This window comes from Novosphingobium aquae (assembly GCF_037572715.1).
Lineage (GTDB): Bacteria > Pseudomonadota > Alphaproteobacteria > Sphingomonadales > Sphingomonadaceae > Novosphingobium > Novosphingobium aquae.
In genome coordinates this window covers 570,630-595,776 of record NZ_JBBHJY010000001.1, presented here as the reverse complement: position 1 = coordinate 595,776, position 25,147 = coordinate 570,630, and the positions used below count along the sequence as shown (strand labels likewise).

22 protein-coding genes are annotated in these 25,147 nt (G+C 63.9%); 15 read left to right on the top strand and 7 right to left on the bottom strand.

Features of this window, described 5'->3' with window-relative positions; all coding sequences use genetic code 11:
• Nucleotides 1-48: 48 nt before the first annotated feature.
• From WG900_RS03030 to WG900_RS02980, 11 genes are all read left to right on the top strand, one after another.
• Complete coding sequence (locus tag WG900_RS03030; RefSeq protein WP_339964565.1) at nt 49-1,203, top strand: acyl-CoA dehydrogenase family protein; 1,155 nt, start codon at nt 49-51, stop codon at nt 1,201-1,203.
• Complete coding sequence (locus tag WG900_RS03025; protein WP_417596765.1) at nt 1,203-1,463, top strand: hypothetical protein; 261 nt, start codon at nt 1,203-1,205, stop codon at nt 1,461-1,463. The genes WG900_RS03030 and WG900_RS03025 overlap by 1 nt, the downstream gene beginning before the upstream one ends.
• Nucleotides 1,460-3,061: a carboxyl transferase domain-containing protein gene (locus tag WG900_RS03020; RefSeq protein WP_339964563.1), complete on the top strand. Its 1,602-nt coding sequence runs from the start codon at nt 1,460-1,462 to the stop codon at nt 3,059-3,061. Before WG900_RS03025 ends, WG900_RS03020 begins: the two co-directional genes overlap by 4 nt.
• 5 nt (nt 3,062-3,066) lie before the next feature.
• Nucleotides 3,067-4,911 (top strand): acetyl/propionyl/methylcrotonyl-CoA carboxylase subunit alpha, encoded by a 1,845-nt coding sequence (locus WG900_RS03015; RefSeq protein ID WP_339964560.1) that lies wholly within the window; start codon nt 3,067-3,069, stop codon nt 4,909-4,911.
• Between the two features lies 1 nt (nt 4,912).
• Nucleotides 4,913-5,371: a MaoC family dehydratase gene (locus WG900_RS03010; RefSeq protein ID WP_339964558.1), complete on the top strand. Its 459-nt coding sequence runs from the start codon at nt 4,913-4,915 to the stop codon at nt 5,369-5,371.
• Nucleotides 5,371-5,835 (top strand): pyridoxamine 5'-phosphate oxidase family protein, encoded by a 465-nt coding sequence (locus tag WG900_RS03005; protein WP_339964556.1) that lies wholly within the window; start codon nt 5,371-5,373, stop codon nt 5,833-5,835. Before WG900_RS03010 ends, WG900_RS03005 begins: the two co-directional genes overlap by 1 nt.
• Before the next feature lie 106 nt (nt 5,836-5,941).
• Nucleotides 5,942-6,736, top strand: a complete 795-nt coding sequence (locus WG900_RS03000; RefSeq protein ID WP_339964555.1) for a carboxymuconolactone decarboxylase family protein — start codon at nt 5,942-5,944, stop codon at nt 6,734-6,736.
• 4 nt (nt 6,737-6,740) lie between these two features.
• The gene (locus WG900_RS02995) at nt 6,741-7,493 is read left to right on the top strand and encodes an SDR family NAD(P)-dependent oxidoreductase (RefSeq protein ID WP_339964554.1); all 753 of its coding nucleotides are present in this window, start codon (nt 6,741-6,743) and stop codon (nt 7,491-7,493) included.
• A complete protein-coding gene (locus WG900_RS02990) occupies nt 7,490-8,299 on the top strand; it encodes an NAD(P)-dependent oxidoreductase (protein WP_339964553.1) in 810 nt (269 codons plus the stop codon). The genes WG900_RS02995 and WG900_RS02990 overlap by 4 nt, the downstream gene beginning before the upstream one ends.
• Nucleotides 8,300-8,369: 70 nt before the next feature.
• Nucleotides 8,370-9,470, top strand: a complete 1,101-nt coding sequence (gene hppD / locus WG900_RS02985; protein WP_339964552.1) for a 4-hydroxyphenylpyruvate dioxygenase — start codon at nt 8,370-8,372, stop codon at nt 9,468-9,470.
• Nucleotides 9,467-10,012: a VOC family protein gene (locus tag WG900_RS02980; RefSeq protein ID WP_339964551.1), complete on the top strand. Its 546-nt coding sequence runs from the start codon at nt 9,467-9,469 to the stop codon at nt 10,010-10,012. The genes hppD and WG900_RS02980 overlap by 4 nt, the downstream gene beginning before the upstream one ends.
• Nucleotides 10,013-10,016: 4 nt before the next feature.
• Here the strand turns inward: WG900_RS02980 and WG900_RS02975 are convergent, their stop codons facing one another.
• Nucleotides 10,017-10,964 carry a 2-hydroxyacid dehydrogenase gene (locus tag WG900_RS02975; protein ID WP_339964550.1) on the bottom strand — a complete coding sequence of 316 codons (948 nt, stop codon included), beginning with the start codon at nt 10,962-10,964 and terminating at the stop codon, nt 10,017-10,019.
• Nucleotides 10,965-11,080: 116 nt separating this feature from the next.
• Here WG900_RS02975 and WG900_RS02970 point away from each other — a divergent pair, with 116 nt between their 5' ends.
• The 3 genes from WG900_RS02970 to WG900_RS02960 all read left to right on the top strand — a co-directional run bounded on the left by WG900_RS02970 (nt 11,081) and on the right by WG900_RS02960 (nt 16,397).
• Complete coding sequence (locus WG900_RS02970) at nt 11,081-11,881, top strand: crotonase/enoyl-CoA hydratase family protein (protein ID WP_339964549.1); 801 nt, start codon at nt 11,081-11,083, stop codon at nt 11,879-11,881.
• 116 nt (nt 11,882-11,997) lie between these two features.
• Nucleotides 11,998-14,073 carry a malate synthase G gene (locus WG900_RS02965; RefSeq protein ID WP_339964548.1) on the top strand — a complete coding sequence of 692 codons (2,076 nt, stop codon included), beginning with the start codon at nt 11,998-12,000 and terminating at the stop codon, nt 14,071-14,073.
• 116 nt (nt 14,074-14,189) lie between these two features.
• Entirely contained in the window at nt 14,190-16,397 is a 2,208-nt protein-coding gene (locus WG900_RS02960) for an acyl-CoA dehydrogenase family protein (protein ID WP_339964547.1), read from the top strand.
• A gap of 82 nt (nt 16,398-16,479) precedes the next feature.
• Here WG900_RS02960 and WG900_RS02955 read toward each other — a convergent pair whose 3' ends face one another.
• The 5 genes from WG900_RS02955 to WG900_RS02935 form a co-directional block, all read right to left on the bottom strand.
• The gene (locus WG900_RS02955; RefSeq protein ID WP_310532980.1) at nt 16,480-16,710 is read right to left on the bottom strand and encodes a lipoyl domain-containing protein; all 231 of its coding nucleotides are present in this window, start codon (nt 16,708-16,710) and stop codon (nt 16,480-16,482) included.
• A gap of 37 nt (nt 16,711-16,747) precedes the next feature.
• A complete protein-coding gene (locus WG900_RS02950) occupies nt 16,748-18,775 on the bottom strand; it encodes an alpha-ketoacid dehydrogenase subunit alpha/beta (protein ID WP_339964545.1) in 2,028 nt (675 codons plus the stop codon).
• A 193-nt stretch (nt 18,776-18,968) separates the two neighbouring features.
• A complete protein-coding gene (locus WG900_RS02945; protein ID WP_417596759.1) occupies nt 18,969-20,294 on the bottom strand; it encodes an MFS transporter in 1,326 nt (441 codons plus the stop codon).
• A gap of 79 nt (nt 20,295-20,373) precedes the next feature.
• Nucleotides 20,374-22,491: an acetate--CoA ligase family protein gene (locus WG900_RS02940; RefSeq protein WP_339964544.1), complete on the bottom strand. Its 2,118-nt coding sequence runs from the start codon at nt 22,489-22,491 to the stop codon at nt 20,374-20,376.
• A gap of 23 nt (nt 22,492-22,514) precedes the next feature.
• The gene (locus WG900_RS02935) at nt 22,515-23,348 is read right to left on the bottom strand and encodes a p-hydroxycinnamoyl CoA hydratase/lyase (RefSeq protein WP_339964542.1); all 834 of its coding nucleotides are present in this window, start codon (nt 23,346-23,348) and stop codon (nt 22,515-22,517) included.
• 93 nt (nt 23,349-23,441) lie between these two features.
• Between WG900_RS02935 and WG900_RS02930 the strand changes: the two genes are divergently transcribed.
• A complete protein-coding gene (locus WG900_RS02930; protein ID WP_339964540.1) occupies nt 23,442-23,894 on the top strand; it encodes a MarR family winged helix-turn-helix transcriptional regulator in 453 nt (150 codons plus the stop codon).
• A 1-nt stretch (nt 23,895) separates the two neighbouring features.
• Here WG900_RS02930 and WG900_RS02925 read toward each other — a convergent pair whose 3' ends face one another.
• The gene (locus WG900_RS02925; RefSeq protein WP_339964538.1) at nt 23,896-25,080 is read right to left on the bottom strand and encodes a cytochrome P450; all 1,185 of its coding nucleotides are present in this window, start codon (nt 25,078-25,080) and stop codon (nt 23,896-23,898) included.
• Between the last annotated feature and the right edge of the window lie 67 nt (nt 25,081-25,147).

Sequence of the window (25,147 nt, the reverse complement as noted above, 5' to 3'; positions counted from 1 at the left end):
TGCTCTGTGGTTGCTCGGTGCTAGCCTGCCGCCTGAGAGGATTTTCCCATGCGCGCTACCCCCCACTTCGATTTCGGCCTTGGCGATTCTGCCGACATGATCCGCGAAGCCACCGCCCGCTTCGCCGACGAACAGATCGCCCCGCTGGCCGCCAAGGTCGATGCCGACGACTGGTTTCCCCGCGAACTTTGGCCGGCGATGGGCGAACTCGGCCTGCATGGCATTACCGTGGAGGAAGAATCCGGCGGCCTCGGACTCGGCTATCTCGAACACGTAATCGCGGTCGAGGAAGTCAGCCGCGCATCGGCTTCGGTCGGGCTCTCGTACGGCGCACATTCGAACCTCTGCGTTAACCAGATCCGCCGCTGGGGCACGCCTGAGCAGAAGGCGAAGTACCTGCCGGGCCTCATCTCCGGCGAGCACGTCGGCAGCCTCGCCATGTCAGAAGCTGGCGCAGGTTCGGACGTCGTCTCGATGAAGCTCAAGGCAGAGGCTGTCGAAGGTGGCTTCCGGCTTAACGGCACCAAGTTCTGGATCACCAACGGCACCTATGCCGATACGCTGGTGGTCTATGCCAAGACCGGCGAGGGATCCCGCGGGATCACCGCTTTCCTGATCGAAAAGGAGGACGCCGGGTTCTCTATCGGGCAGAAGATCGACAAGATGGGCATGCGCGGCTCGCCCACGGCAGAGCTGGTGTTCGACGATTGCTTCGTCCCCGAAGACCGCGTCATGGGACCGCTCAACGGCGGCGTTGGCGTGCTTATGTCAGGGCTCGATTACGAACGCGTCGTACTCGCCGGCTTGCAGCTCGGCATCATGCAGGCCTGCCTCGATACAGTCATTCCCTTCGTGCGTGAACGCAAGCAGTTCGGCCAGGCCATCGGCACCTTCCAGCTGATGCAGGCCAAGGTCGCGGACATGTACGTGTCGCTGCAATCAGCACGGGCCTATGTCTATGCCGTGGCCAAGGCCTGCGACCTTGGGCAGACCACCCGCTTCGATGCCGCCGGAGCGATCTTGCTGGCCAGCGAGTCGGCTTTCCGTGTCGCGGGCGAGGCGGTTCAGGCATTGGGCGGCGCAGGTTACACGAAGGACTGGCCGGTGGAACGATACCTGCGCGATGCCAAGCTGCTCGATATCGGCGCGGGCACCAACGAAATCCGCCGGATGCTGATCGGCCGCGAACTGATCGGCGCCTGATGGACACCGTCACCACCATTTTGCAGTGGTACGGCGCGGCGGCCAGCGTTATTGCCGCTGCCGTTGTCTCTCTCGACCTTGGTCGCAAGCAGACTGGCTGGGCATTTGTTCTCTTCGTCACATCGTCGATCGCCCTGATCGCCTGGGGCTTCCTCAACCGCGATAGCGCAGGGATCGGCGTGCAGAACATCCTCATGCTGATCATCAACTGCATCGGCGTGTACCAATATCTGATCCGCAAGAAAAAGGACGCCAAATGAGCGCCCCCGTACTCCAGACTTCAATCGATATGTCTTCTCCACAAGCGCAAGACCGCGCCGCGCATAACCGCGCGCTCGTGGCTGAACTGCGAGAGAGAGTAGCCAAGGCCGCACTCGGCGGTGACGAGCGCAGCCGCGACCGCCACGTTGGCCGGGGCAAGCTGCTCCCGCGTGACCGTGTCGAGCGCCTGCTCGATCCCGGCGCGCCGTTCCTTGAAGTGGGCCAGTTGGCGGCGAACGGCATGTACGGCGACGAGGTTCCCGGTGCAGGCATCATCACCGGCGTTGGCCGCATATCCGGCCGCCAGTGCATGATTTTCGCCAATGACGCGACGGTCAAAGGTGGCACCTATTTCCCGCTGACAGTCAAGAAGCACCTGCGCGCGCAGGAAATCGCTCAGGAGAACCGCCTGCCCTGCATCTACCTGGTCGATAGCGGCGGCGCGAACCTGCCCAACCAGGCTGAGGTCTTCCCTGACCGCGACCACTTCGGCCGCTTCTTCTACAATCAGGCGAACATGAGCGCGCTCGGCATCCCGCAGATCGCCAGCGTAATGGGTTCATGCACCGCCGGCGGCGCCTATGTCCCGGCGATGAGCGACGAGAGCATCATTGTGCGCGAACAGGGCACGATCTTCCTCGCCGGTCCGCCGCTTGTTCAGGCGGCAACCGGCGAAGTGATCTCCGCCGAAGACCTTGGCGGCGGCGACCTGCACAGCCGCAAGTCGGGCGTGACCGACCACCTGGCCGAGAATGACGAACACGCGCTGACCATCGTGCGCGACATCGTCAGCCACCTTGGCGGCGTGCACCGGCACAATGTGCCGCTGAAGGAACCGCGCCCCCCGAAGTACGACGCGGAGGAGCTGTACTCTATCGTCCCGCAGGACGTTCGCGAACCCTATGACGTCAAGGAAGTCATCGCCCGCATTGTCGACGGCAGCGAATTCCACGAATTCAAGGCGCTCTACGGCACCACGCTGGTCTGCGGCTTTGCCCATATCTGGGGCATGCCGGTGGCGATCCTTGCCAACAACGGCATCCTGTTCTCCGAGAGTGCGCAAAAAGGCGCGCACTTCATCGAACTCGCCTGCCAGCGCGGCATTCCGCTGCTGTTCCTGCAGAACATCTCGGGCTTCATGGTCGGCGGCAAGTATGAGGCTGAAGGCATCGCCAAGCATGGCGCCAAGCTGGTGACAGCAGTCGCCACGGCGAACGTGCCCAAGCTCACCGTGCTGATCGGCGGCAGCTTTGGCGCCGGCAACTACGGCATGTGCGGCCGCGCCTATCAACCGCGCTTCCTGTTCACCTGGCCCAATGCCCGCATCAGCGTGATGGGCGGGGAGCAGGCGGCCTCTGTACTGGCGACGGTCCACCGCGACGCCGCCAAGTGGACGCCCGAAGAGGCCGAGGCCTTCAAGGCACCCGTCCGCCAGAAGTACGAGGATGAAGGCAATCCCTATTACGCCACGGCCCGTCTGTGGGACGATGGGGTGATCGACCCCGCACAGACCCGCGACGTGTTAGGGCTGGCGCTTGCCGCCGCGCTTGAAGCTCCCGTTCCAGAACGCCCCGCGTTCGGCGTGTTCAGGATGTAATGACCATGATCAAATCCCTCCTCATCGCCAATCGCGGCGAAATTGCCTGCCGCGTGATCCGCACTGCGCGGGCCATGGGTATCCGCACCATCGCGGTTTATTCCGATGCTGATGCCAAGGCGCTCCACGTTCGTTCGGCGGACGAGGCGGTGCATATCGGCCCCGCGGCGGCGCGCGAATCCTACCTTGTCGGCGAGAAGATCATTGCCGCTGCCAAGGCGACCGGGGCAGAGGCCATCCATCCCGGATATGGCTTCCTCTCCGAAAACGCCGAGTTCGCGCAGGCTGTGATGGACGCCGGCCTTGTCTGGGTCGGTCCCAAGCCTGCAAGCATCACCGCGATGGGCCTGAAGGACGCGGCCAAGAAGCTCATGATTGCCGCCGGAGTCCCCTGCACTCCGGGCTATCTCGGCGACGATCAGGACCCGGCGCACCTCGCACAGGAAGCCGGAAAAATCGGCTATCCGGTGCTGATCAAGGCGGTCGCTGGCGGCGGCGGCAAGGGCATGCGGCTGGTCGAGGCGGCGGAAGACTTCGCCGATGCCCTCACCTCGTGCCAGCGTGAGGCTGCGAATTCCTTCGGCAATGCCCATGTTCTGATCGAGAAATACATTCTCTCCCCCCGGCACATCGAAGTTCAGGTGTTCGGCGACAGCCACGGCAATGTCGTCCACCTGTTCGAGCGCGACTGCTCGCTCCAGCGCCGCCACCAAAAGGTGATCGAGGAGGCCCCTGCCCCCGGCATGGACGCGGCCACCCGCGAAGCCGTCTGCGCCGCCGCCGTGCGCGCCGCCAAGGCCGTGGACTACGAAGGCGCGGGCACGATTGAATTCATCGCCGATGACTCCGAAGGACTGCGCGCTGACCGGGTGTGGTTCATGGAAATGAACACGCGCCTGCAGGTGGAACACCCAGTGACCGAGGAAATCACTGGCGTCGACCTCGTCGAATGGCAGCTCCGCGTCGCCAGCGGCGAGCCGATCCCGCTGCGGCAGGACGAACTCAGCATCAACGGCTGGGCAATGGAAGCGCGGCTTTATGCCGAGGACCCGGCGAAGGGGTTCCTGCCCTCCATCGGCACGCTCGAACTGTTTGAACTGGGCGAGGTCGAAGGCGGACGCATCGATACCGGCGTCTATGAGGGCGGTGAGGTCACCCCGTTCTACGATCCGATGATTGCTAAGCTGATCGCCCATGGCGAGACCCGCGACGAGGCGATGGATCGGTTGTCCGACATGCTGCACGACAGCGCTGTCTGGCCGGTCAAGACCAACGCCGCCTTCCTGATCAACGCGCTGGACCATGAGGACTTTGCCTCAGGCAAAGTCGACACTGGTCTGATTGGCCGCGATGGGGAAGCTATGGCCGCAGACCCGGAACCATCAGATGAAATGCTGCTCGAAGCCGCAATGTCGCTGACACCCGTCAGTTTTGCGCCCGGCCTGCGGCTGAATGCCGCGCCGCGCCGGGTTGCGTCATTCCTGCTTGAGGGAGAGCCGATCGACGTCGAACTGGATGGCGAGACGGAAGGGGGCGGTGAAAGCTCGGTCCTCATCGCGGAAAACGGCAAGGTCTGGCAGATGCTGCCGTGGCGCGTCGATGGCTCTGGCCACCACGGCGCGCATGACGGCGATATCCTCTCCCCCATGCCTGGCAAGATCATCGCGGTGGACGTCACCGAAGGCCAGACGGTCACAAAGGGGCAGAAGCTGCTCACGCTTGAGGCGATGAAGATGGAACACAGCCTCACCGCGCCGTTCGATGGCACGGTGGCGGAACTGAAGGCCGTGGCCGGAGCGCAGGTGCAGGTTGAAGCCCTGCTGGCGCGTATCGAAGCGGTGGAGGAATAAGATGCCCGGACGTTACTTCGATCAATGGCAGCTGGGCGACAAGATCACTCACCAGCCCAGCCGCACGGTCACCGAGACTGACAACCTGATGTTCAGCGCCATGACGCACAACATGCAGCCGCTGCATCTTGATGCCGAATATGCGAAGGCCAGCGAATTCGGCCAGATCCTAGTCAATTCGACCTTCACCTTCAGCCTCGCCGTCGGCCTCTCCATCGCCGACACCACGGTCGGCACGCTGGTCGCCAATCTGGGGTTCGACAAGGTGGTGACGCCCAAGCCGACCTTCATTGGCGACACCCTCACTTGCCACACCGAAGTGCTCGAGAAGCGCGAGAGCAAGTCGCGCCCGGGGCAAGGGATCGTCGTATTCCAGCACACGCTGACCAACCAACGCGGCGAGACGGCGCTGTCGATGACCCGCACCGTGTTGCTCAAACCCTCTCCCGCAGCCATCTGATGCCCAGCCGCCGCGACCTCATCCGGATGAGCGACGCGGAAGCGATCGAATTCCTGCGCTCCGAGTGCAAGACCGTGCTGGGCACGATCGGCAAGGACGGGATTCCGCACATGGTCACGCTCTATTACGGCGTCGATCCGGAAGGGCGCATTGTCATCTCCTCCTTCGCCAAGGCGCAGAAGGTGGTGAACTGCGAGCGCGATCCGCGCGCGACGATCACGGTCGAAACCGGCACGGCCTATCACGAAATCAAGTCGGTGATGGCCCAATGCAACGTGGAGATCATCCGCGATTTCGAGCCGATGCGCGCGGCCATGCAATATATCCGCAGCGCCAATCCGCGCCAGCACACCGAAGAGGCGCAGGAACAGATCCGCGCCTCCTATGCCAAGCGGGTGGTCCTGCGGCTGACCCCGTTCCGCCTGATCAGTTGGGATCATTCGAAGCTGGGCGAGAAATACTAGGCAAATCTAGGCACAGATTTACATCGCGGCGGCGCGTCTGTTTGCCTTTGCTTCACCATTCGCCGTCACGCTATCCCCGTCGCAATTACCTTCGGGGGAAATCATAATGTACCAGGGTTCCAACCTGCTCGATCCGGCTGAGCGTTCCGCGCGCGGAGAAGCGCTGCACCACGAGGTTACAGGGCTCAAACCAGCCAAGGCGGTCACGCCCTATGACCAGTCCTGGCGCGATTTCATCTTTGCCGAAGTGTGGTCGCGCGAAGGGCTGGACCGGCGCGCGCGGTATCTGGTCGCCATTGCCGGCGCGGCGCTGAGCAGCGGTGAGGATGGCCATCTTTACGGCTATGTCCACGGCGCGCTTAAATCGAAGATCCTGTCGGTTGTCGAAATGCGCGAAGCCGCGCTGCACCTGTCTGTCTATGGCGGCTGGTCGCGCGGCGGGCATGTCGATGCCGCGATTACGAAGGCGGTCAAGGCGCTCAAGCTGGTTGACGAGCCCTGCGCCCCGATCCGCGGCGAACCGTGGGACCAGCGCGCGCGCGGTGACTTTGGCGGCAATGAATTCATGAAGGTCATGACCTTCGCCGGCGGCGGCGGCGAGACGCCCTATCTTGAGGCGATCCGCAACTTCGTCTTCGGCGAAATGTGGAACCGCCGCGCGCTTGATGAACGCTCGCGTCGCTGGCTGACATTGGTGGGCGTCTGCGAAAGCTGCGCCGAAACCCCGATCAAGAGCCACATCTACGCCGCCATGGCGAGCGGCAATTGCAAGCCGGCAGAGATGCAGGAATTCGTCCTCGCTTACGGCATCCACGCCGGCTGGCCCAAGGCATCGGTGATCCAGGGCGCGGTCTTTGCCATGACGCGCAATTTCGAAATGGGACTGGGATGGAACGGGTAAACTGATGGCCGATATCGACATGACAGGTAAAGCCGCGCTGGTAACCGGCGCGGCGTCGGGACTGGGCCGGGCGACCGCCATTCGGCTGGCAAACGCGGGCGCGAACCTGTTCCTGGTAGACGTCAATGCGGCGGGTCTGTTCGAAACGGCATCGATGCTGTCTGGCGTCCAGGTGGAAATCAGTCCGGTCGATCTATCGGACTCTGCCGCCTGCCGCGCCGCTGTCGAGGCGGCTCACACCCGCTTTGGCCGGCTGGACGCGCTGTGCAATGTCGCGGGGCTGATCTACCTTGCCAACACGCCGGAGATGCCGGTCGACCAGTTCGAGCGGACCATTGCGGTCAACCTCAACGCAGTGTTCCACCTGTCAGCAGCGGCAATCCCGCACCTGCTCGAAGTGAACGGCGCGATCGTCAATGTCGCTAGTTCCGCGGCCTTCATCGGCGAGGCCTATGCCGCCGCCTATTGCGCCAGCAAGTGGGGTGTGGTCGGCATGACCAAGGCCATGGCGATGGAATATTCCAAAAAACCGATCCGCATCAACGCCGTCGCTCCGGGCGGCATGGTCACCAACATCGCCGCCAACTTCGTGCCGCCCGAAGGCTGCGACTTCGATCTAATCAAGCGCTTCTCTGGCCTGCGCGGCGTGGTGGAAGTGGATGACGTGGCCGACATGATCGCCCTCCTCGCTTCCGACGCCGGGCGCGGTTTCCACGGGGCATGCATCAACATTGACGCAGGGATTACAGCAGGATGAGCATCACCACGGGATTCATCGGCCTCGGCAGTCAGGGCGGTCCGATGGCGGAGCGTATGCTTGCGGGCGGCTTTCCGCTGACTGTCTGGGCACGGCGACCCGAAGCGCTTGAACCGTTCGCGGCGCAAGGCGCCAGCGTGGCGGGTTCGGTCGAGGACCTGGCGGCAAGCTGCGATCATATCGGCGTCTGCGTGGTGGACGATGCCGGCGTTGCGCAGATCTGCGATGCCCTGATCCCCGCGATGCGCCCGGGCAGCTTGCTGGCGATCCATTCGACGATCCTGCCCGAAAGCTGCATGGCGCTCGAAGCGCGCTGCGCGGAACGCGGCATTGCCTTCCTCGATGCGCCAGTAAGCGGCGGCGGCGGCGGAGCGGCGGCGGGAACATTGACCGTGATGTGCGGCGGCAGCGCCGAGGCTTTTGCTCAGGCCGGCCCGGTTTTTGCCACCTTCGCGGGACTTAACGTCCACCTCGGCCCGGCAGGTTCCGGCCAGCGCGCCAAGATCGTCAATAACACGCTGATGGCGGCGAACATGGGGCTCGGTCAGGCAGCACTTGATGCCGGCGAGGCGCTGGGGATCGACCGCAAGGCGCTCGCCGAATTGATCAAGGCTTCGAGCGGGCGCAGCTTCGGCTTCGAAGTCCTCGCCCGCCTGCCCACACCCGCTGCCTTCGCCATGGGTGCGCCGCTGCTGGCCAAGGATACCAACCTGCTGCGCGATATCCTGCCCGGCGATGAAAGCGCGGGCCTGCTACGCACCGCGGCAGAACCCTTTCTGACTGCAGCGACCGGCAAGCCTCTTTAGGGCGGATTTTCTTGACATTGGCGACTGCGATCCGATATAGTTTCACCAGAAACCATATCGGATCACTGCCATGACTGACCTGTTCGAAAATCCCATCGGCCTCGCCGGGTTCGAATTCGTCGAGTTTTGCGCGCCCGAGAAGGGCAATCTCGAACCGGTCTTCGCCGGCATGGGCTTCACCCTGATCGCACAGCACCGCTCGAAGGACGTGCAGCTGTGGCGGCAGGGCGGGATCAACCTCATCGCCAATTACGAACCGCGCAGCCCGGCAGCCTGGTTCGCCGCCGAACACGGCGCATCAGCCTGCGGCATGGGCTGGCGGGTCAAGGACGCCGCGCTGGCCTATGCCCGAGCGCTCGAACGCGGGGCCGAGCCGGTCGAAATGCGCACCGGCCCGATGGAACTGCGCCTGCCTGCGATCCGCGGCATCGGCGGTTCGATCATTTACCTGATCGACCGGTTCGAGGGGCAGGAAGCCGGCGACCTGTCGATCTACGACATCGACTTCGTCTATCTCCCCGGCATCGATCGCCACCCGGTCGGCGCGGGACTGAAGGTGATCGATCACCTCACCCACAACGTCTATGGCGGCCGCATGGCGCACTGGGCTTCGTTCTACGAGCGCGTCTTCAACTTCCGCGAGATCCGGTACTTCGACATCAAGGGCGAATATACCGGCCTCACCAGCAAGGCGATGACCGCGCCTGATGGCCTGATCCGCATCCCGCTCAACGAGGAAGGCGCCGGCGGCGGCGGCCAGATCGAGGAATATCTGCGCGCCTACAACGGCGAAGGCATCCAGCACATCGCCTTCTCCTGCGACGATCTGTACGATACCTGGGACCGCCTGAAGGCGAGCGGCAACAAGTTCGTCCCCGCCCCGCCCGCGACCTACTACGAAATGCTGGCCGAACGCCTCCCCGGCCACGGCGAGCCGGTCGACCAGCTGCAGTCGCGCGGTATCCTTGTCGATGGATCAACCGAGGCAGGCGACCCGCGCTTGCTCCTCCAAATTTTCGGCCAACCGGCAATCGGCCCGGTGTTCTTCGAATTCATCCAGCGCAAGAAGGATGAAGGCTTCGGCGAAGGCAACTTCACCGCGCTGTTCAAGTCGATGGAAGCCGACCAGCTGCGGCGCGGCACCCTTAAGGTCGAGGAGCAGGCATCATGAGCGCGCATCCGGTAGCTCTCGGCGGCATCCACCACGTCGCCTACCGCTGCAAGGACGCAGCAGAAACGGTCGAGTGGTACGAACGCGTGCTCGGCATGAAATATGTCACCGCCTTTGCTGAGGATCACGTGCCCTCGACCGGTGCTTACGATCCATACATGCACGTTTTCCTCGATGCCGGGAAAGGGAACGTGCTGGCCTTTTTCGAACTGCCCAACCAGCCGGCGATGGGCAGCGATCCGAACACCCCGGCATGGGTGCAGCACCTCGCCTTCAAGGTGCCGAGCCTTGAGGCATTGCTTGATGCCAAGATGCATATCGAGGCGCAGGGCGTGGACGTGCTCGGCCCGACCTGGCACGGCATTTTCCAGTCGATCTACTTCTTCGATCCCAACGGCCACCGCATCGAACTCGCCGCCGATATTGGCACGGCCGAGCAATATGCCGAGCTGGAAAAGGTCGCGCGGCCGATGCTGGAAGAATGGAGCCAGACGAAGAAGGCCCCGCGCCACGCTGACTGGCTGCACGCCAAGCCGGAATAGCCGTTTAGGCTACCCGGTTCGGCAGATCCCGCCCCGTCAGCCAGGCATCGATATTGTCGAGCGCCTGCATCCCCATCGCGGTGCGCGTTTCGATTGTTGCCGATCCGAGGTGCGGCAGCAGGACGGCGTTCTCGCAGGTCAGCAGCGCTGGATGGACCTTGGGTTCAGCCTCGAACACGTCGAGACCGGCGGCGTAAATGCGCTTCACGGTAAGCGCCTCGGCAAGTGCGGCTTCATCGACGACCGATCCGCGCGCGGTGTTCACCAGAACAGCGCTGGACTTCATCCGCGCCAGCCGCTCCGCATTGATCAGGTGCCGGGTCGCCTCACCGCCCGGAATGTGGAGCGAAACGACGTCCGCCTCGGCCAGCAGGTCTTCGAGCGAGGCGAACTGCTGCACATCGGGATCGCTGATCGCTGACCGCGAAAAACAGCCAATCCGCATACCAAAGGCCCGCGCCCGCGCCGCTGTCGCCTTGGCAATGCGGCCATAACCGACCAGCCCGAGCAGCTTGCCCGAAAGCCCCTGCCCCAGCATCGCCGTCGGCCCCCAGCCCTTCCATCCGCCCGCTCGCACCACTCGCTCGCCTTCGGCAGCGCGGCGCATGGCCATGAGCATCAGGGTTAGCGCAAGTTCAGCAGTCGCATCGGTCAGCGCATCGGGCGTGTTGGTCACGGCGATTCCGGCAGCCTTTGCGGCGGGAAGGTCGATATGTTCCACGCCTGCACCGAAATTCGCGAGCAGTTGCACCCGCGCGTCTGAGGCGAAAATTTCGGCGGAGAATTTGTCAGTGATTGTCGGCAGCAGCAGATCGAAATCGCGCAACGCCGCTTTGAGATCGCCACCCGAGACCGGCCCGGTCACGAAGACCGGATCGACCGGCATGACCCGAATCCGCTCCTCGACAAGCGGGGGCATGGCACGGGTGACGAGCAGGCGCGGTGCAGGCATGGCGCATCCATGGCGCAAGGCGCCTGTAAAGCAAAGCCCGTGGACGCCTGCGCCTTGCAGCCGCCTGCCAATGGCCTATCGACCAAGGTTCAAGCGAATCAGCGAAAGAACATCCGATGGAGCCCTTCCTGCTTGTCGAACGCGATGGACCCGTGGTCATCGCCACGTTCAACCGGCCCGACGACCGCAACACCATCACCCGCGCCGAGCAAGCCGAGGAAATCGTTGCCTTCAGCCACGCCATGACCCGCGACCGCACCGTCCGCGCCATCGTGCTGACCGGCGCCGGCAAGGCGTTCTGCGCCGGTGGCAACGTCAAAGATATGCAGGAACGCGGCGGGATGTTCGCCGGTTCGCCTTACCAGATCCGCAACTCCTATCGCACCAGCTTCCAGATGGTCGGCCCGGCGCTGACCGAACTGGAAGTGCCGATCATCGCCGCGATCAACGGCCCCGCGATCGGCCTTGGCCTAGACATCGCCTGCATGGCCGACATCCGCCTGATGGCCGATACAGCGGTCGTCGCGGAAAGCTACGTCAAGCTCGGCATCATTCCCGGCGGCGGCGGGGCATGGCTTCTGCCGCGCCTGATCGGCCCGCAGCGCGCCGCGCTGATGACGCTTACCGGCGACGCCATCGATGCGGCCAAAGCGCTGGAATACGGCCTTGTCGCCGAAGTCGTCCCCGCCGCGAACCTCCGCGCCCGCGCGGTCGAAGTGGCGCAGCGCATCGCCGCCAATCCCGGCCACGCCACGCGACTTGCAAAGCGGCTGATGCGCGAAGGGGCCGACGTGAAGCTCGACACGCTGCAGCAGATGGCCGCTGCCTTCCAGGCTCTGTCGCACCATACCGCCGATCACCACGAGGCGATCGACGCCTTCCTGAACAAGCGGCCGGGCAACTTTACCGGCGAATAGGCACTGGAAATCGCCTGACGATTGAGGCATAGGCGCGCCGTTCCTCCCCGGATACGGCAATTCAAGTTGGGTGCGGCCATGGCCGTCGCTCCGCCAATCTAGTGAGGAAGGTCCACATGACGTACCAGAACCGCGCCGGCCTGCAGGTCGCTGCCGAGCTCGCCCAGTTCATCGAGGCCAAGGCGCTCCCCGGCACGGGTGTAAGCACCGAGGTTTTCTGGAGTGGCCTTGCCGCGATCACCGACCGCTTTGTGCCGCGAAACCGCGACTTGCTCGCGCGGCGCGATGAGCTGCAGGCGCAGATCGACGAATGGCACCGCGCCAATCCCGGTCCGATTGCCGACATGGGGGGCTATCAGGCGTTCCTGCGAGAGATCGGCTACCTCGTTGCAGAACCGGCCCCCTTCTCGATCGGCACCGAGAATGTTGACGCCGAAGTGGCAACCATGGCCGGGCCGCAGCTCGTCGTTCCTGCGCTCAATGATCGCTTCGTGCTCAACGCTGCTAATGCGCGCTGGGGCAGCCTGTATGATGCCTATTACGGCACCGACGCACTCGATGCCGCCCCGGCGACGGGCGGCGGCTATGACAAGGTGCGCGGCGCGGCGGTAATTGCGGCGGCGCGGGCCTTCCTCGATTCCGCGATTCCCGGCTGGGAAGCGGCGTTGACTGGCGACGACTGTCCGCACGAATACGCCTCCAAGGACGGCGGGGTACTGTTCACGCACAACGGTCTGCATATCGAACTGGTGATCGACCGTGACCACCCCATCGGCAAGGACGACCCGCTGGGCATCGCCGATGTCGTGCTCGAAGCAGCGCTGACCGCGATCATCGACCTTGAAGATTCGGTCGCCGCCGTCGATGCCGAAGACAAGGTGCTCGGCTATACCAATTGGCTCGGCCTGATGCGCGGTGACCTGACCGCCAGCTTCCAGAAGGGCGGACAGACCATGACCCGCACGCTGGAAGGCGACCGGGAATGGACTATGGCGGACGGCGCTTCGTTCAGCCTGCATGGCCGCTCGCTGCTTTTCGTCCGCAATGTCGGCCACCTGATGACCAACCCGGCGGTGCTGCTGGCCGATGGCTCGGAAATCCCCGAAGGCATCCTCGACGCGCTGGTGACTTCGCTCTGCGGCGTGCACGATCTCAAGCATCTCGGCACACATCGCAACAGCCGCAAGGGCAGCATCTACATCGTCAAACCGAAGCAGCACGGGCCGGACGAATGCAAGTTCACCAATGACCTGTTCGACGCGGTCGAAGACGTGCTCGGCCTTCCCCGTCACACCGTGAAAGTCGGCGTGATGGACGAGGAACGGCGCACCAGCGCCAACCTTGCCGCCTGCATTCATGCGGTGAAAGACCGTATCGTCTTCATCAACACCGGCTTCCTCGACCGCACTGGCGACGAGATGCACACTGCGATGCAGGCCGGCCCGATGATCCGCAAGGCGGCGATGAAATCGAGCGCATGGATCACGGCTTATGAAGCGCGCAACGTCCAGATCGGGCTTGGCTGCGGGCTTTCGGGCAAGGCGCAGATCGGCAAGGGCATGTGGGCCGCACCTGACATGATGCGTGACATGATGGTCCAGAAGATCGGCCATCCCAAGGCAGGCGCGAACACGGCCTGGGTCCCCTCGCCCACTGCGGCGACGCTCCATGCGATGCATTACCACCAGCTTGATGTCTTCGCCGTGCAGAAGGAGCAGGCAAGCCAGCCGACGCCATCGCTCGATGCCCTGCTGACGATCCCCGCTGCGCCGCTCGGTCACAATTGGGCGGACGAGGAAGTGCGCGAGGAACTGGAAAACAACGCGCAGGGTATCCTCGGCTATGTCGTGCGCTGGATCGATCAGGGCATCGGCTGCTCGAAGGTGCCGGATATTCACGATGTCGGCCTGATGGAGGACCGCGCGACGCTGCGCATTTCCAGCCAGCACATGGCGAACTGGCTGCATCACGGGGTTTGCACCAAAGATCAGATCGATGCCGCGTTCGCCAAGATGGCGGCCAAGGTCGATGCGCAAAACGCCAGCGATCCGCTCTATGAAAAGCTGGAGGGTGACAGCATTGCGCTGAAGGCCGCGCGGGCGCTGGTGTTCGAAGGGCTCAGCCAGCCGAACGGCTATACCGAGCCTCTGCTCCACCGCTTCCGGCTGGAGAAGAAGGCCGCGCAAAGGTAACCTGTACCAAAGGGCAATCGCGCGGACGATGAACGCCCCCGCGCCATTGGCGCGGCGCCGCGCAATCCGATACCGTCCCCGGGACAGGCCTGATCTGGCCACTCCCGGGGATGAAAATGAACTTCGACCTTACCGACGAACAGGAAATGGTGCGCGACACCTTTGCGCGCTTCCTCGACGAACATAGCTCCACGATCCGCGTCCGCGCTGCCCACCCCTCGGGCTTCGATCCCGCGCTTTGGCAGGGCCTTGGCGAACTGGGCGCCTTCGGCATGCGCGTTCCTGAGGAATTTGGCGGGCTCGGCATGGGCCTGCTCGACGCGGCGGTTCTGATGGACGAGGCTGGCCGCACGCTGGTTTCCGGGCCGCTGGCGGAAACGCTGGTGGCGACGCGCCTGCTTTCGCAGCTTGGCGGCGACGCTCAGGCCGATGTGCTCAGCCGAGCCATTGGCGGCGAGACCGTCGTGACCGTTGCGCTCCACGACATTGCCGCCATGCCGCGCCAATGGGTGCCCGGCGGGCTGGTAGCCGAAGCGGTGATCGCCCGGCGCGGGAATGATATCGTGCTGGTGTCGGTGCCCGAAGCTGCGCGCAAGGCGGAAGAAAACCTCGCCTCCACCCCGATCGCCGAGATCGATCTTGGCGCGCTCGATGCCGCCGTTCTGGGCAGCGGCAGCGATGCCCTCGCCGTCTTTGCTGCCGGGATCGAGGAATGGAAGCTGCTGATCGCCGCCGGGCTTGCCGGCATCGGGCGCGAGGCGCTCAAGCTCGCCTCGGCCTATGCCAATGAGCGCATGGCATTCGGCCAGCTGATCGGCACGTTCCAGGGCATTTCGCACCCGCTGGCCGACCGGCTGTGCGAAGTCGACGGGGCGAAGTTCCTCGTCTGGAAAGCGATCCGCGACATCTATGACGGCTCGGACGAAGCCGCCGCCGGCATCAGCCTCGCTCTGCACTGGGCCAGCAAGTACTGCGTCGATGCCGCCAGCCAGGCGCTGCACACCTTCGGCGGCTATGGCCTGACAACCGAATATGACGTCCACCTTTTCGTCCTGCGCGCCAAGGCATGGCCGCTGGTGTTCGGCGATACCGATCTGCTGCTCGATGAAGCCGCGCGCCGGCTCTATGCGGGCGAAACCGCAGCCCTGCCCGATGCCGGCGACGTGCCTATCGATTTCGACCTTGGCGATGAGGCCCGGCAGGTCTGCGAAGAAATCGCCAAGCTGTTCGAGGAAAAGGTCACGCCCGAAATGCGGGCCAAGTTCCACTATTCGTGGGAAGGCTATGTCCCCGAAGTCCACAAGATGCTGGCCGACAACAAGCTGCTGTTCCCCGGCCTGCCCGAGGAGCTTTCCGGTCGCAACATCACGCCCTACGCGAAGATCGCCGCAATGGGCGAGCTGGAAAAGCAGGGCTACAACACCCCCGGCGCCAATGTCGCGGCGATGGTCTCGATGATCATCCACAAGTACGGCAGCGACGAACTGAAGCGCGATGTTCTGCCGAAAATCATCAACGGCGAGGTCCTCACCAGCCTCGGCTATTCGGAACCCAGCTGCGGCTCTGACGTCTTTGCCGCGCAGTGCAAGGCGACGCCAGACGGCAACGGCTGGCGCATCGACGGCACCAAGATGTGGACCTCGGGCGCGAACCTGGCGGACTATGTCCTCATGCTCTGCCGCACCAATACCGAAGTGCCCAAGCACAAGGGCCTGACGATGTTCATCGTGCCCCTGAAGGCCGAGGGCGTGACCGTGCAGGCGGTCCATACCTTCATGAACGAGCGCACCAACATCACCTTCTATGATGGCGTGCGCATTCCCGATTCATGGCGCTTGGGCGAGGTCGATGGCGGCACCAAGACCATGTCGGCCGCGCTGGAACTGGAACACGGCGGCGGCTTTTCGAAGGTGATGAAGGGCATGATTCACGCTGCTGAGGAACTTTGCGTTGAAATCGCAACGCCCGCCGGCAAGCTGATCGACCAGCCCCACGCCCGGCGCCGTTTGGCCAAGGCCGTGGCGCACCTGTGGATCTCTGAAATGATGACCTACCGCGCCCAGTGGGCCAGCGTCGAAAAGAAGCCGAGCGGCGGTTTCGGTCCGATGGCGAAGATGTGGTCGTCGGAGAAGTTCCTGCAGGATTCGCGCGATCTGCTCGACCTGACCGCACCGCTATCGCTGTCGAAGCGGACCGGGGCCGCTGCGCTGGTCAACCAGTGCTTCCGCCATGCCCACGGCACGACGATCTACGGCGGGACCAGCGAAGTGCACCGCTCAATGGTTGCCGAACGCTATCTCGGCCTGCCACGTACCCGCGGCTGAGCCGAGCCTGGCACAACAGAAAAGGGCCGCCGGTCATAACGACCGGCGGCCCTTTTACTTTGGCCTCAGCCTTGAGCGTAGATCAGACGATCTCGCCGATCTCGGTCCCGCAAGGGTAGGTCTCGCCATCGGCGGCCTTGATGATCAGCGTGCCGGCAACCGGTGCCTCGATCTCGCGCGCAGCCTTGTTGGTTTCGAGCAGGTAGATCACCTCGCCCTGCTGGACGGCGGTTCCGCTTTCCACCATCCATTCGGCGAGGGTACCTTCGCTCATCGACATTTCGAGCTTGGGAATGGTCAGGACTGTCGACATGATTGCGTTTCTTTCTTGATCAGGATTTCGCGTTTTTTCAGGACTTCACGGTGGCGCGGGCGCGAGCCGTAATGGCGGCGGCGCCCGGAACCTGGCTGAATTCGATGGCCTGCGAATAGGCAATCGGGGCATATTCCGCGCCGAGGCGGCTGGCCGGAGCCTTGAGCTGGCCCCACAGTTCCTCGTTGATCGTGGCGCAGATTTCCGAGCCGAGGCCGCAGAATTCAACCGCGGCGTGGACCACCAGCGCGCGGCCGGTCTTCTTTACCGAAGCCAGAACGCGGTGATAATCGATCGGCATCAGTGAGCGCAGGTCGATAACCTCGGCGCTGATCCCTTCCTTGGCCAGTTCCTCGGCGGCCGCCAAAGCCTGGTGCAGCATCCAGCCATAGGAGATCAGCGTGATGTCTGTGCCTTCGCGCACGACCTTGGCCACGCCCAGCGGCACGCGGTAATCGCCGGTCGGCACGTCGGCCTTCTGGGTGAACAGCAGCATCATCGATTCGATCATGACGCAAGGATCGGGGTCGGCGATGCACGAGGCGAGCAGGCCCTTGGCGTCGATAGGGTTCGACGGATAGACCACCTTGATGCCCGGCGAGTGGAGCAGCCAGGCTTCCATCGACTGCGAATGCTGCGCGCCGAAGCCGCCCATGCCGCCGCCCGCCTGAACGCGGATGGTCATCGGCGCGTGGGTGGCAGAGCCCGACATGTAGCGCTGCTTGGCGGCGTGGTTGTAGACCTGATCCATGCAGACGCCAAAGAAGTCGGTGAACATGATCTCGGCAATCGGGTTCATGCCGGCAATCGACGAGCCGATGGCCGCACCGATGATCGCCTGCTCGGCAATCGGGGTCGGACGGACGCGGTTCTTGCCGAATTCGGTCTGCAGACCCTTGTTGGTGCCGAATACGCCGCCCTGCGGATCGCCCACGTCCTCGCCGAGGATGAAGACCTCGGGGTTTTTGGTCATGGCGATGTGCTGTGCGTCGCGGATCGCTTCGACCATCGACATCGACTTGGTGTCGGCCGGCAAGGCGCCTTCGTCAGCGCGCTCCGGATAGACACCGCGCTGAGGCACGCAGGTGACATCGGCGAATACGTCGATAACGGTTTCGGTCGCCGGGGTAACCGGGCTGGCCATGGCGCGCGTGATGGCGTCTTCGACTTCGGCCGCCGTCGCGGTTTCGAGCGCGGTCAGTTCATCGTCGGAGCAGATCCCCGCTTCGATCAGCAGCGCGCGGGTCTTTTCGATCGGTGCGCGCTCGCGCGCGGCGGCGAGCACGTCCTTGTCGGCATTGTAGTTGTCACCCACGCCGGCGTGCGGGCCCATGCGATAGGTCATCGCCTCGACAAACACTGGCCCCTTGCCGGCGCGGACATGGTCGATCACGTCCTTCATGCCGTTGTAGAAGGCGGCGGGATCGTTGCCATCGAGCTGGACGCCCCGGAAACCGAGCGCTTCGGCGCGGCCGTAGAAGTTGGGGCTCGCCGTATAATCAGGGATCGGCGTGTATTCGCCCCACTGGTTGTTCTGGCACATGAAGATCACCGGCAGCTTCCATGCGCCGGCCAGGTTCATCGCTTCGTGCACCGCGCCGATCGAGGTGGCGCCGTCACCGAAGTTGACGATGGTCACGCGGTCCTCGCCGCGCTCCTTGGCGGAAATCGCAAGACCGTTGGCAATCGGTGCACCGGCGCCGACGATGGCCGTGGTGACCATCGAGCCCGACGACGGGTCAGAGATGTGCGGGCTGCCGCCCTTACCCTTGTTGACGCCGTCCTGACGGCCCAGCGCTTCGGCGAACATGCCGAACAGGTCGACGCCCTTGGCAACCTGATCGTGGATGCCGCGATAAGTGGTGACCATGTAATCGCGCTCGCTGGTGAGCTGCGAGATGGTGGCCGGAATGCATTCCTGACCCGTCATCGGCCAGTAGGTGAACATGAACTTGCCGGCGGACAGCCCGGCCTGGATCGCCTTGTCCACCGCGCGAATACGGGTCATCTGGCCGTAAATCGCCTTCAGGACTTCGGGTTCGATCCCAAGGTTGCCATTCGCCATTCGTAATGCTCCTCATCAGGCAGACCGGTGTGCCGCGCCGCCAAGGCAAGCGCATGCGCCGGTTCGATTCACCGCTTTGAGTGCAGGCTTTGCCAAGCCGGAGCCGATAAGTCACTGCCCCAGCCGGCAAGGGCAGCCTCTGTCCGCCCCCGCGTCCCAGAATCCGCCCAAGCGATGCCGTATCAGGGCTGGGTCAGGCGTGACTTTTGACCCGGTGCAAGGCGATAATAGCCAGCGCGCCGAGCAGCGAACCAAGTCCCATGGCGATCGAAACGCCCTGAAGTCCGGCGCCGAACTGGAACAGGAAACCTGCCGCAACTGGCCCCAGAACCGCGCCGCCGCGGCCTAGCCCGATGACAAAGCCGGTGCCGCCGGCACGCGCCTCGGTCGGGAACGTCGCGGCCATCAGCGGATAGAAACCGGCCATGCCGGCATTGGTGAAAAACCCGGCAGCCGCAGCTGCGATGGCCAGCCCCTGCAGGTCCGCCTGTCCGCGCCCAAACAGGACCACCATCACCGTCGACATCAGCAGAGTGCCGATCATCAGGTAACGCAGACCGAAGCGGAGCGTGAGGAGACTGAGCAGCAGCGAGCCGATCAGCCCGCCGACATTGGCCCAGACGAGCACGCCGCCAGCCGCCGAGGGCGCATAGCCCATGTCGACGACGATCTTCGGGATCCACTTGAGGATGTAGTAGAATGTCATCACGTGGAAGAAATAGGCGAGCAGCAATAGCAACGTGCGGCTGCGCAGGTCTGGCTGCATCAGGCGGCTGAGCGCGATGCGCGGGCGTTCCTGCCCGGAATCGGCGGGCAGCGCGGCAACTGGTGCGTGGCCGATCGCCGTCAACGACCTGTTGACGCGGGCCAGCGCGTTGTCCGGATTGCGCTGGACGATGTGGCCAACGGTCTCGGGCACGAGGAAGTAAAGCACCGGCAGCATGGCCGCACTAATGTAGCCGCCGAAGGTGAACACGTCGCGCCACGTGCCATCGACCAGCAGCGAGCTGGCAAAGGCCCCTCCGGCAATCGCGCCCATCGGATAGCCGGCGGCCATGATGCCGATCGCGGCGGCGCGCCATCGGTTGTTGGCGAATTCGGCGACCATCGCATTGGTGCAAGCCAACATACCGCCGATGCCAAGGCCGGTGATTAGCCGCAGCAGGCTCAGTTCCTGTATCGAAGTGACATGGGCCGCGCCAAACATGCCGAGCGCCATGACGAAGAGACACCCGATGGCCGTCGGTCGCCGGCCAATCTTGTCAGCAACATTGCCGAGGAAGAATGACCCGACCGCCATGCCCATCAGCTCGGCGGAGAGCACAATGCCCAGCGCCCCGCGTTCGATGCCCCAGTCCTTGGCAATGCCCGGCGAAGCGAAGCTGATCGACAGCACGTCGAACCCGTCGAGCCCGTTGAGCACGACGCAGATCGCGATCACCAGAATCTGCCGCCAGCGCATCGACTGGCCGGATATGACCTGCCGAGGATCGGTAGCCGCCGCATGGACTGAGGACATCGTATTCTCCCGTTTGGCGGCGCAGACCGCCTCCGCATTGTCCGGCCGGGTCTGTTACCCGTACCGGCGGATGTTCTGGTTATTGCACAAGCATCAAGGCGTCGAGCGCTACCACTCCGTCACCCTCAGGATAGAGGATTACCGGGTTGAGATCGATTTCGGCAATGCCCGGTTCGCTTGCCAGCAGCGCGCCGACTTGTCCGATAAGCGCGGCGAGCGCTGGCACATCGAGCCGGGGCGAACCGCGATAACCGGCGAGCAGGGCCGCGCTTTTCAGCCCCATCAGACCAGCGGAAATCTGCGCCTCAGTCATGTCGGGGGTGAACAGGCAGACGTCCTGCAGGATTTCCGCCGTCACGCCGCCAAACCCGGCAAGCACCACCACACCCCATTCGGGATCGTTGCGCCCGCCGACAATCATTTCCATGCCCCGCGCGCCCATCTTTTCGATAAGCACGCCGTCGAGCGCGATTGATGCGTCATAGGCGGCAACGTTGGCGTGGATGCGGTGCCATGCATCGCGGACGGCATCGGCATCGGCGAGGTTCAGGATAACCCCGCCCGCATCGCTCTTGTGACCAAGCCGCTGCGCCTGCGCCTTCATCGCGACCGGATAGCCAACCTTGTCAGCCGCCGCCGCCGCTGCGTCCGCGCTGGCGGCGAAACCGCCTTGCGGGAACGGGAAGCCGAGCGGGCCGAGCAGGTCCTTTGCCTGATACTCTGCGACAACGCCGTGGAATTCGCCCAAGCGTACCAGCGGAGTCGCCGCCGTCTCGCCGCGCGACAGGTCCAGCGTGGCGCGCTTGCCGAGCCGTGCGAGCGCGCGGAACACACGTTCGGTGCTGGGGAAGCAGGGCACGCCGTGCGAGCGCAGCGCCGCGACATATTCGCCCGGAACCGGTGCGCCTTCGTCAAGGCCCGCGTAGATCAGCGGCTTGGCAATCTCGCGGCCTTCCAGAGCGGCAAGAATCGCGGGAATCTTGATCTTGCAGGTCACCGGATCGGTCTGGATGATCCCGGCGACCACCGCGCCAACCCGTGCGTCATCGAGCAGCGCGGAAAGCGTCTGCGTGTAGATCTGCGGCTGGCTGAGGCCCTGCGCGGTAATGTCGAGCGGGTTGCTCACCGGCACGAATGCCGGCAACGCCGCGCGCAATTCGGGGGCGTTTTCGTCGTTCAGGTCTGCCAGCGGAACTTCGAGTGCCTCCGTCAGATCGAGCATCAAGGCTTTGAAAGCGCCAGATTCTCCCAGAACGGCTACATCGGGCCGTGCCATGGCAGCACAGCGGATCAAGATTTCCGAAATGTCGCCGAGTTCTTCCAGCGTTTCGGCAAAGATCACGCCTTCGCGCTCCACCTTGCGTCGCATCAGCTTGTAGTCACCGGCCATCGCCCCGGTGTGAGTCGCTGCGGATTCACGCGCCGCGCTCGAGGTGCCCGGGTGCAGCAGGACAACAGGCTTGCCAGCCTCACGCGCGCGGCGGGCGGCGGCGAGGAAGCGGCGCGGTTTGCGGAATTGTTCGACGATCATCGTGATGACATGGGTGGCGTCATCATCGACCAGCCAGTCGACATAGTCCTCGACCCCGCTGCCCGCCTCATTCCCGGTGGAGATCGAATAGCTGACCGGCAGGTCACGCGCCTGAAACGTTGTCGAAAGCACCGCCGCCATCGCACCCGACTGCGAAACGATGCCCAGCGCGCGCCGGCCTTCCGGTGCCAATGTCACGGTTTCCACGAACGTCAGCGGAATGCCCGCCACGTGATTGACGAAGCCGAGGCAGTTCGGCCCTTCGATCACCATGCCGTGTTCGGCAGCGATCCGGCCAATCTCCGCCTGCTGCGCCTTGCCTTCCTCGCCGCCCTCGGCAAATCCGGCGGAGAAGATCACCGCCCCGCCCGCTCCGCGCCGGGCAAGTCCGCGCACGGCATCGAGCACGGCAGCCTGCGGGATTGCCAGCACGGCAACATCCACACCCTCCGGCAGATTATCGACCGAGGCGAGGCATTTCAGTGACCCGATCCTCTCGCGCTTCGGGTTGATCGGATAGACCTCCCCTGCAAATCCGTTGCGCATGAGGTTGCCCAGCACCGACGCGCCGAGCGAACCCGGCGTATCGCTGGCACCGATCACTGCCACTGATCGCGGCCGCAACAGCCGTGAAATGGCTGCGCGCGGCAGGCTGCCTTCGGTCATCATAGTCTCCCGTGGACCCGTGTTCAGCGCGACTTGTTGAGGTCGTAAGCGCCGAGGCCCGGCTTGAAAGTCTTGTCGTCGATGAACTGCTTGGTCGCTTCCTTGCGGCCTTCGCCATCGAAGAAGTTTGCCGCTTCCTGCGCGCGGACGAGGTAGTCCATCGAATTGTCGAAGGTCATTTCGCCAACGCGGCGGACCGCCCACTTGGTGGCGCGAAGCGCCGTGGGGTTCTTAGCCAGCAGGACTTCGGCGATGGCGGTCACGCGCGCCTTGAGCTGGTCGGCCGGAACCGCTTCATTGACGAGGCCCCATTCGGCGGCCTTCTTGCCATCGATATTCTCGCCCATCATCGCGTGGTACATGGCGTTGCGGAAGCCGGTCAGTTCGACGATGATCTTGCTGGCGCCGCCGCCGGGCAGGATGCCCCAGTTGATTTCCGACAGACCGAACTGCGCGTCCTCAGCCGCCACGGCGAGGTCGCAGCCATAGAGCGGGCCATAGGCGCCGCCGAAGCACCAGCCATTGACCATGGCGATGGTCGGCTTTTCCAGCCAGCGCAGGCGTTCCCACCAGCCATAGGCTTCGCGCTGCGCCTTGCGAATCGCGCCAAGGCCCTTGGCCTCGTTCTCGCGGAAGTATTCCTTGAGATCCATGCCCGCGGAAAAGGCCGTGCCCTCGCCCGTCAACACAACAACGCCGACATCATCGCGGAATTCGAGCGATTCGAGCACTTCGAGCATCCGGCGGTTGAGCGAAGGGCTCATGCAGTTGCGCTTTTCAGGCCGCGCGAACGAGACCCACGCGATGCGGTTCTCCACGACAAACGAAACGGTATCGGCTTCTGAACGTTCAGACATGGCATTTCTCCCGCTATGCTGTAATTGGACCTGAATTTGGCTATTTCCAATAGCCAATATTTAGCTATATGCAATAGCAATCTGGAGCACGACGTGGCGCGGCCGCAAAACAGGAACCAGAACACCCCGGCAGTCAGCGATGATCCGCTGGCTCATCTCCCCGGATATGCCCTGCGCCGCGCTGCAAACGCGATGATGGCTGAACTGGGGGGGCTGCTCGATTCGATCGACCTGCGGATTTCCGAGGCATCGATCCTGCTGCTGATCGACGGGCGGGACGACATGACGTCAAGCGCGATTGGCAGCGTGCTCGACATCCGTTCGGCCAACATGGTGCCGCTGCTCAATCGCCTGTCGAGCGCCGGACTGATCGACAAGGTGCGGATCGACGGCAAGTCGATGGCCATCGTGCTCAGCGACAAGGGGCGCGAAAAGGCGGCCGAAGTGCGCGCGGTCACGGACAAGTTCGAAAGCGACTTGCTGCGCCGCATTCCCGCCGCACACCGCCCGCATCTGGTCCCTGCGCTCAACGCGCTCTGGCGCTAGGTCAGGCTGCGACCAACTTCAGCGGCACTGAAATCGCGCCGATTTCCGGCCAGCGCGCCGGCGCAACCGGACCGTCGATCTCGAAGTGCGTGGTCATGGCCAGCAATTCGTCGAGCATGACCCGCACCTGCATACGCCCCAGGTGCACCCCCGGACAATTGTGCGGCCCGCGCCCGAAGGCCATGTGATCGGCGATATTCGCGCGGTTCAGAATGAATTCCTCCGCATTTTCGAACACCGCCTCGTCTCGGTTGGCCGAGGCATAGACCAGAGCGATTCCCTCGCCTTCAGGGATCGTGCGCCCGCCGAATTCCACCGGGCATTTCGCCGTGCGGGCGAAACCGCGATAGGGCGTGTAAAGCCGCAGGAATTCCTCCACCGCTGCCGGCACGAGGCTGCGATCGGCGCGCAATTGGGCTTGCAGATCAGGGTGATGCGACAGGTGCACCGCCATCGATCCCATGAACACGGTGGGAGCGACAATGCCAACGACCAGCACTTGCCGGACCATGCCGACGATCAGGTCCTCGGTCATGTCTTCCCCGCGTTCCAGCGAGGCCAGCAGGGCAGAGGTAATGTCCTTCTCGGGATCGAGCGGTTCGGCCTTGCGCAATTGCAGCAGTTCGCGTGCCATCTCGTAAAGCTTGAGGCTGGTCGCCTTCATCTGCTCGGGCTGGTTGAGGTTCACCGCCAGAATGAAGGCCCGGCCCGACTGGTGCAGCGGCCCGACCCAGTGATCGGGTACGTTCATCCATTCACCGAACACCTGCACCGGCAGGAAACTGGCGAATTCACCGCAGACGTCGCCGTGTCCGCGCGCGATCATCGGTGCCAGCAGGTCCCGCGCACATTGCCGGGCGTATGGCTCGAACTTTGCGGCACGATCGGGCGAGAGCAGTGGATTGAGCGTGCGGCGATAAGGCGTGTGCTCAGGCGGATCGAGGTGCAGCGGGGGCCGGCGACCGGTGAAGGCCACCTTGGGCACGACATTCTGCACCGATGTGATGAAAGTCGCCGGATCGCTCGCCGCGCGGCGCACGTCGTCATAGCGCGTCAGGGCCCAGAAGCCGCCAAGCCCCTCGCTATGCGCGACCGGGCATTCGCGCCGCAGACGGGCAAATTCGGCGTGGCCGCTGTCGAAGTCTTCCGGTGCTTCGGAATCGAAATCGTTCAGGCTATGTGACATAGTCATCGCATAGGTATCGACGGCGCGCTATGCAAGCGCTATCATCGGCAGCAACATTGATCGGGAG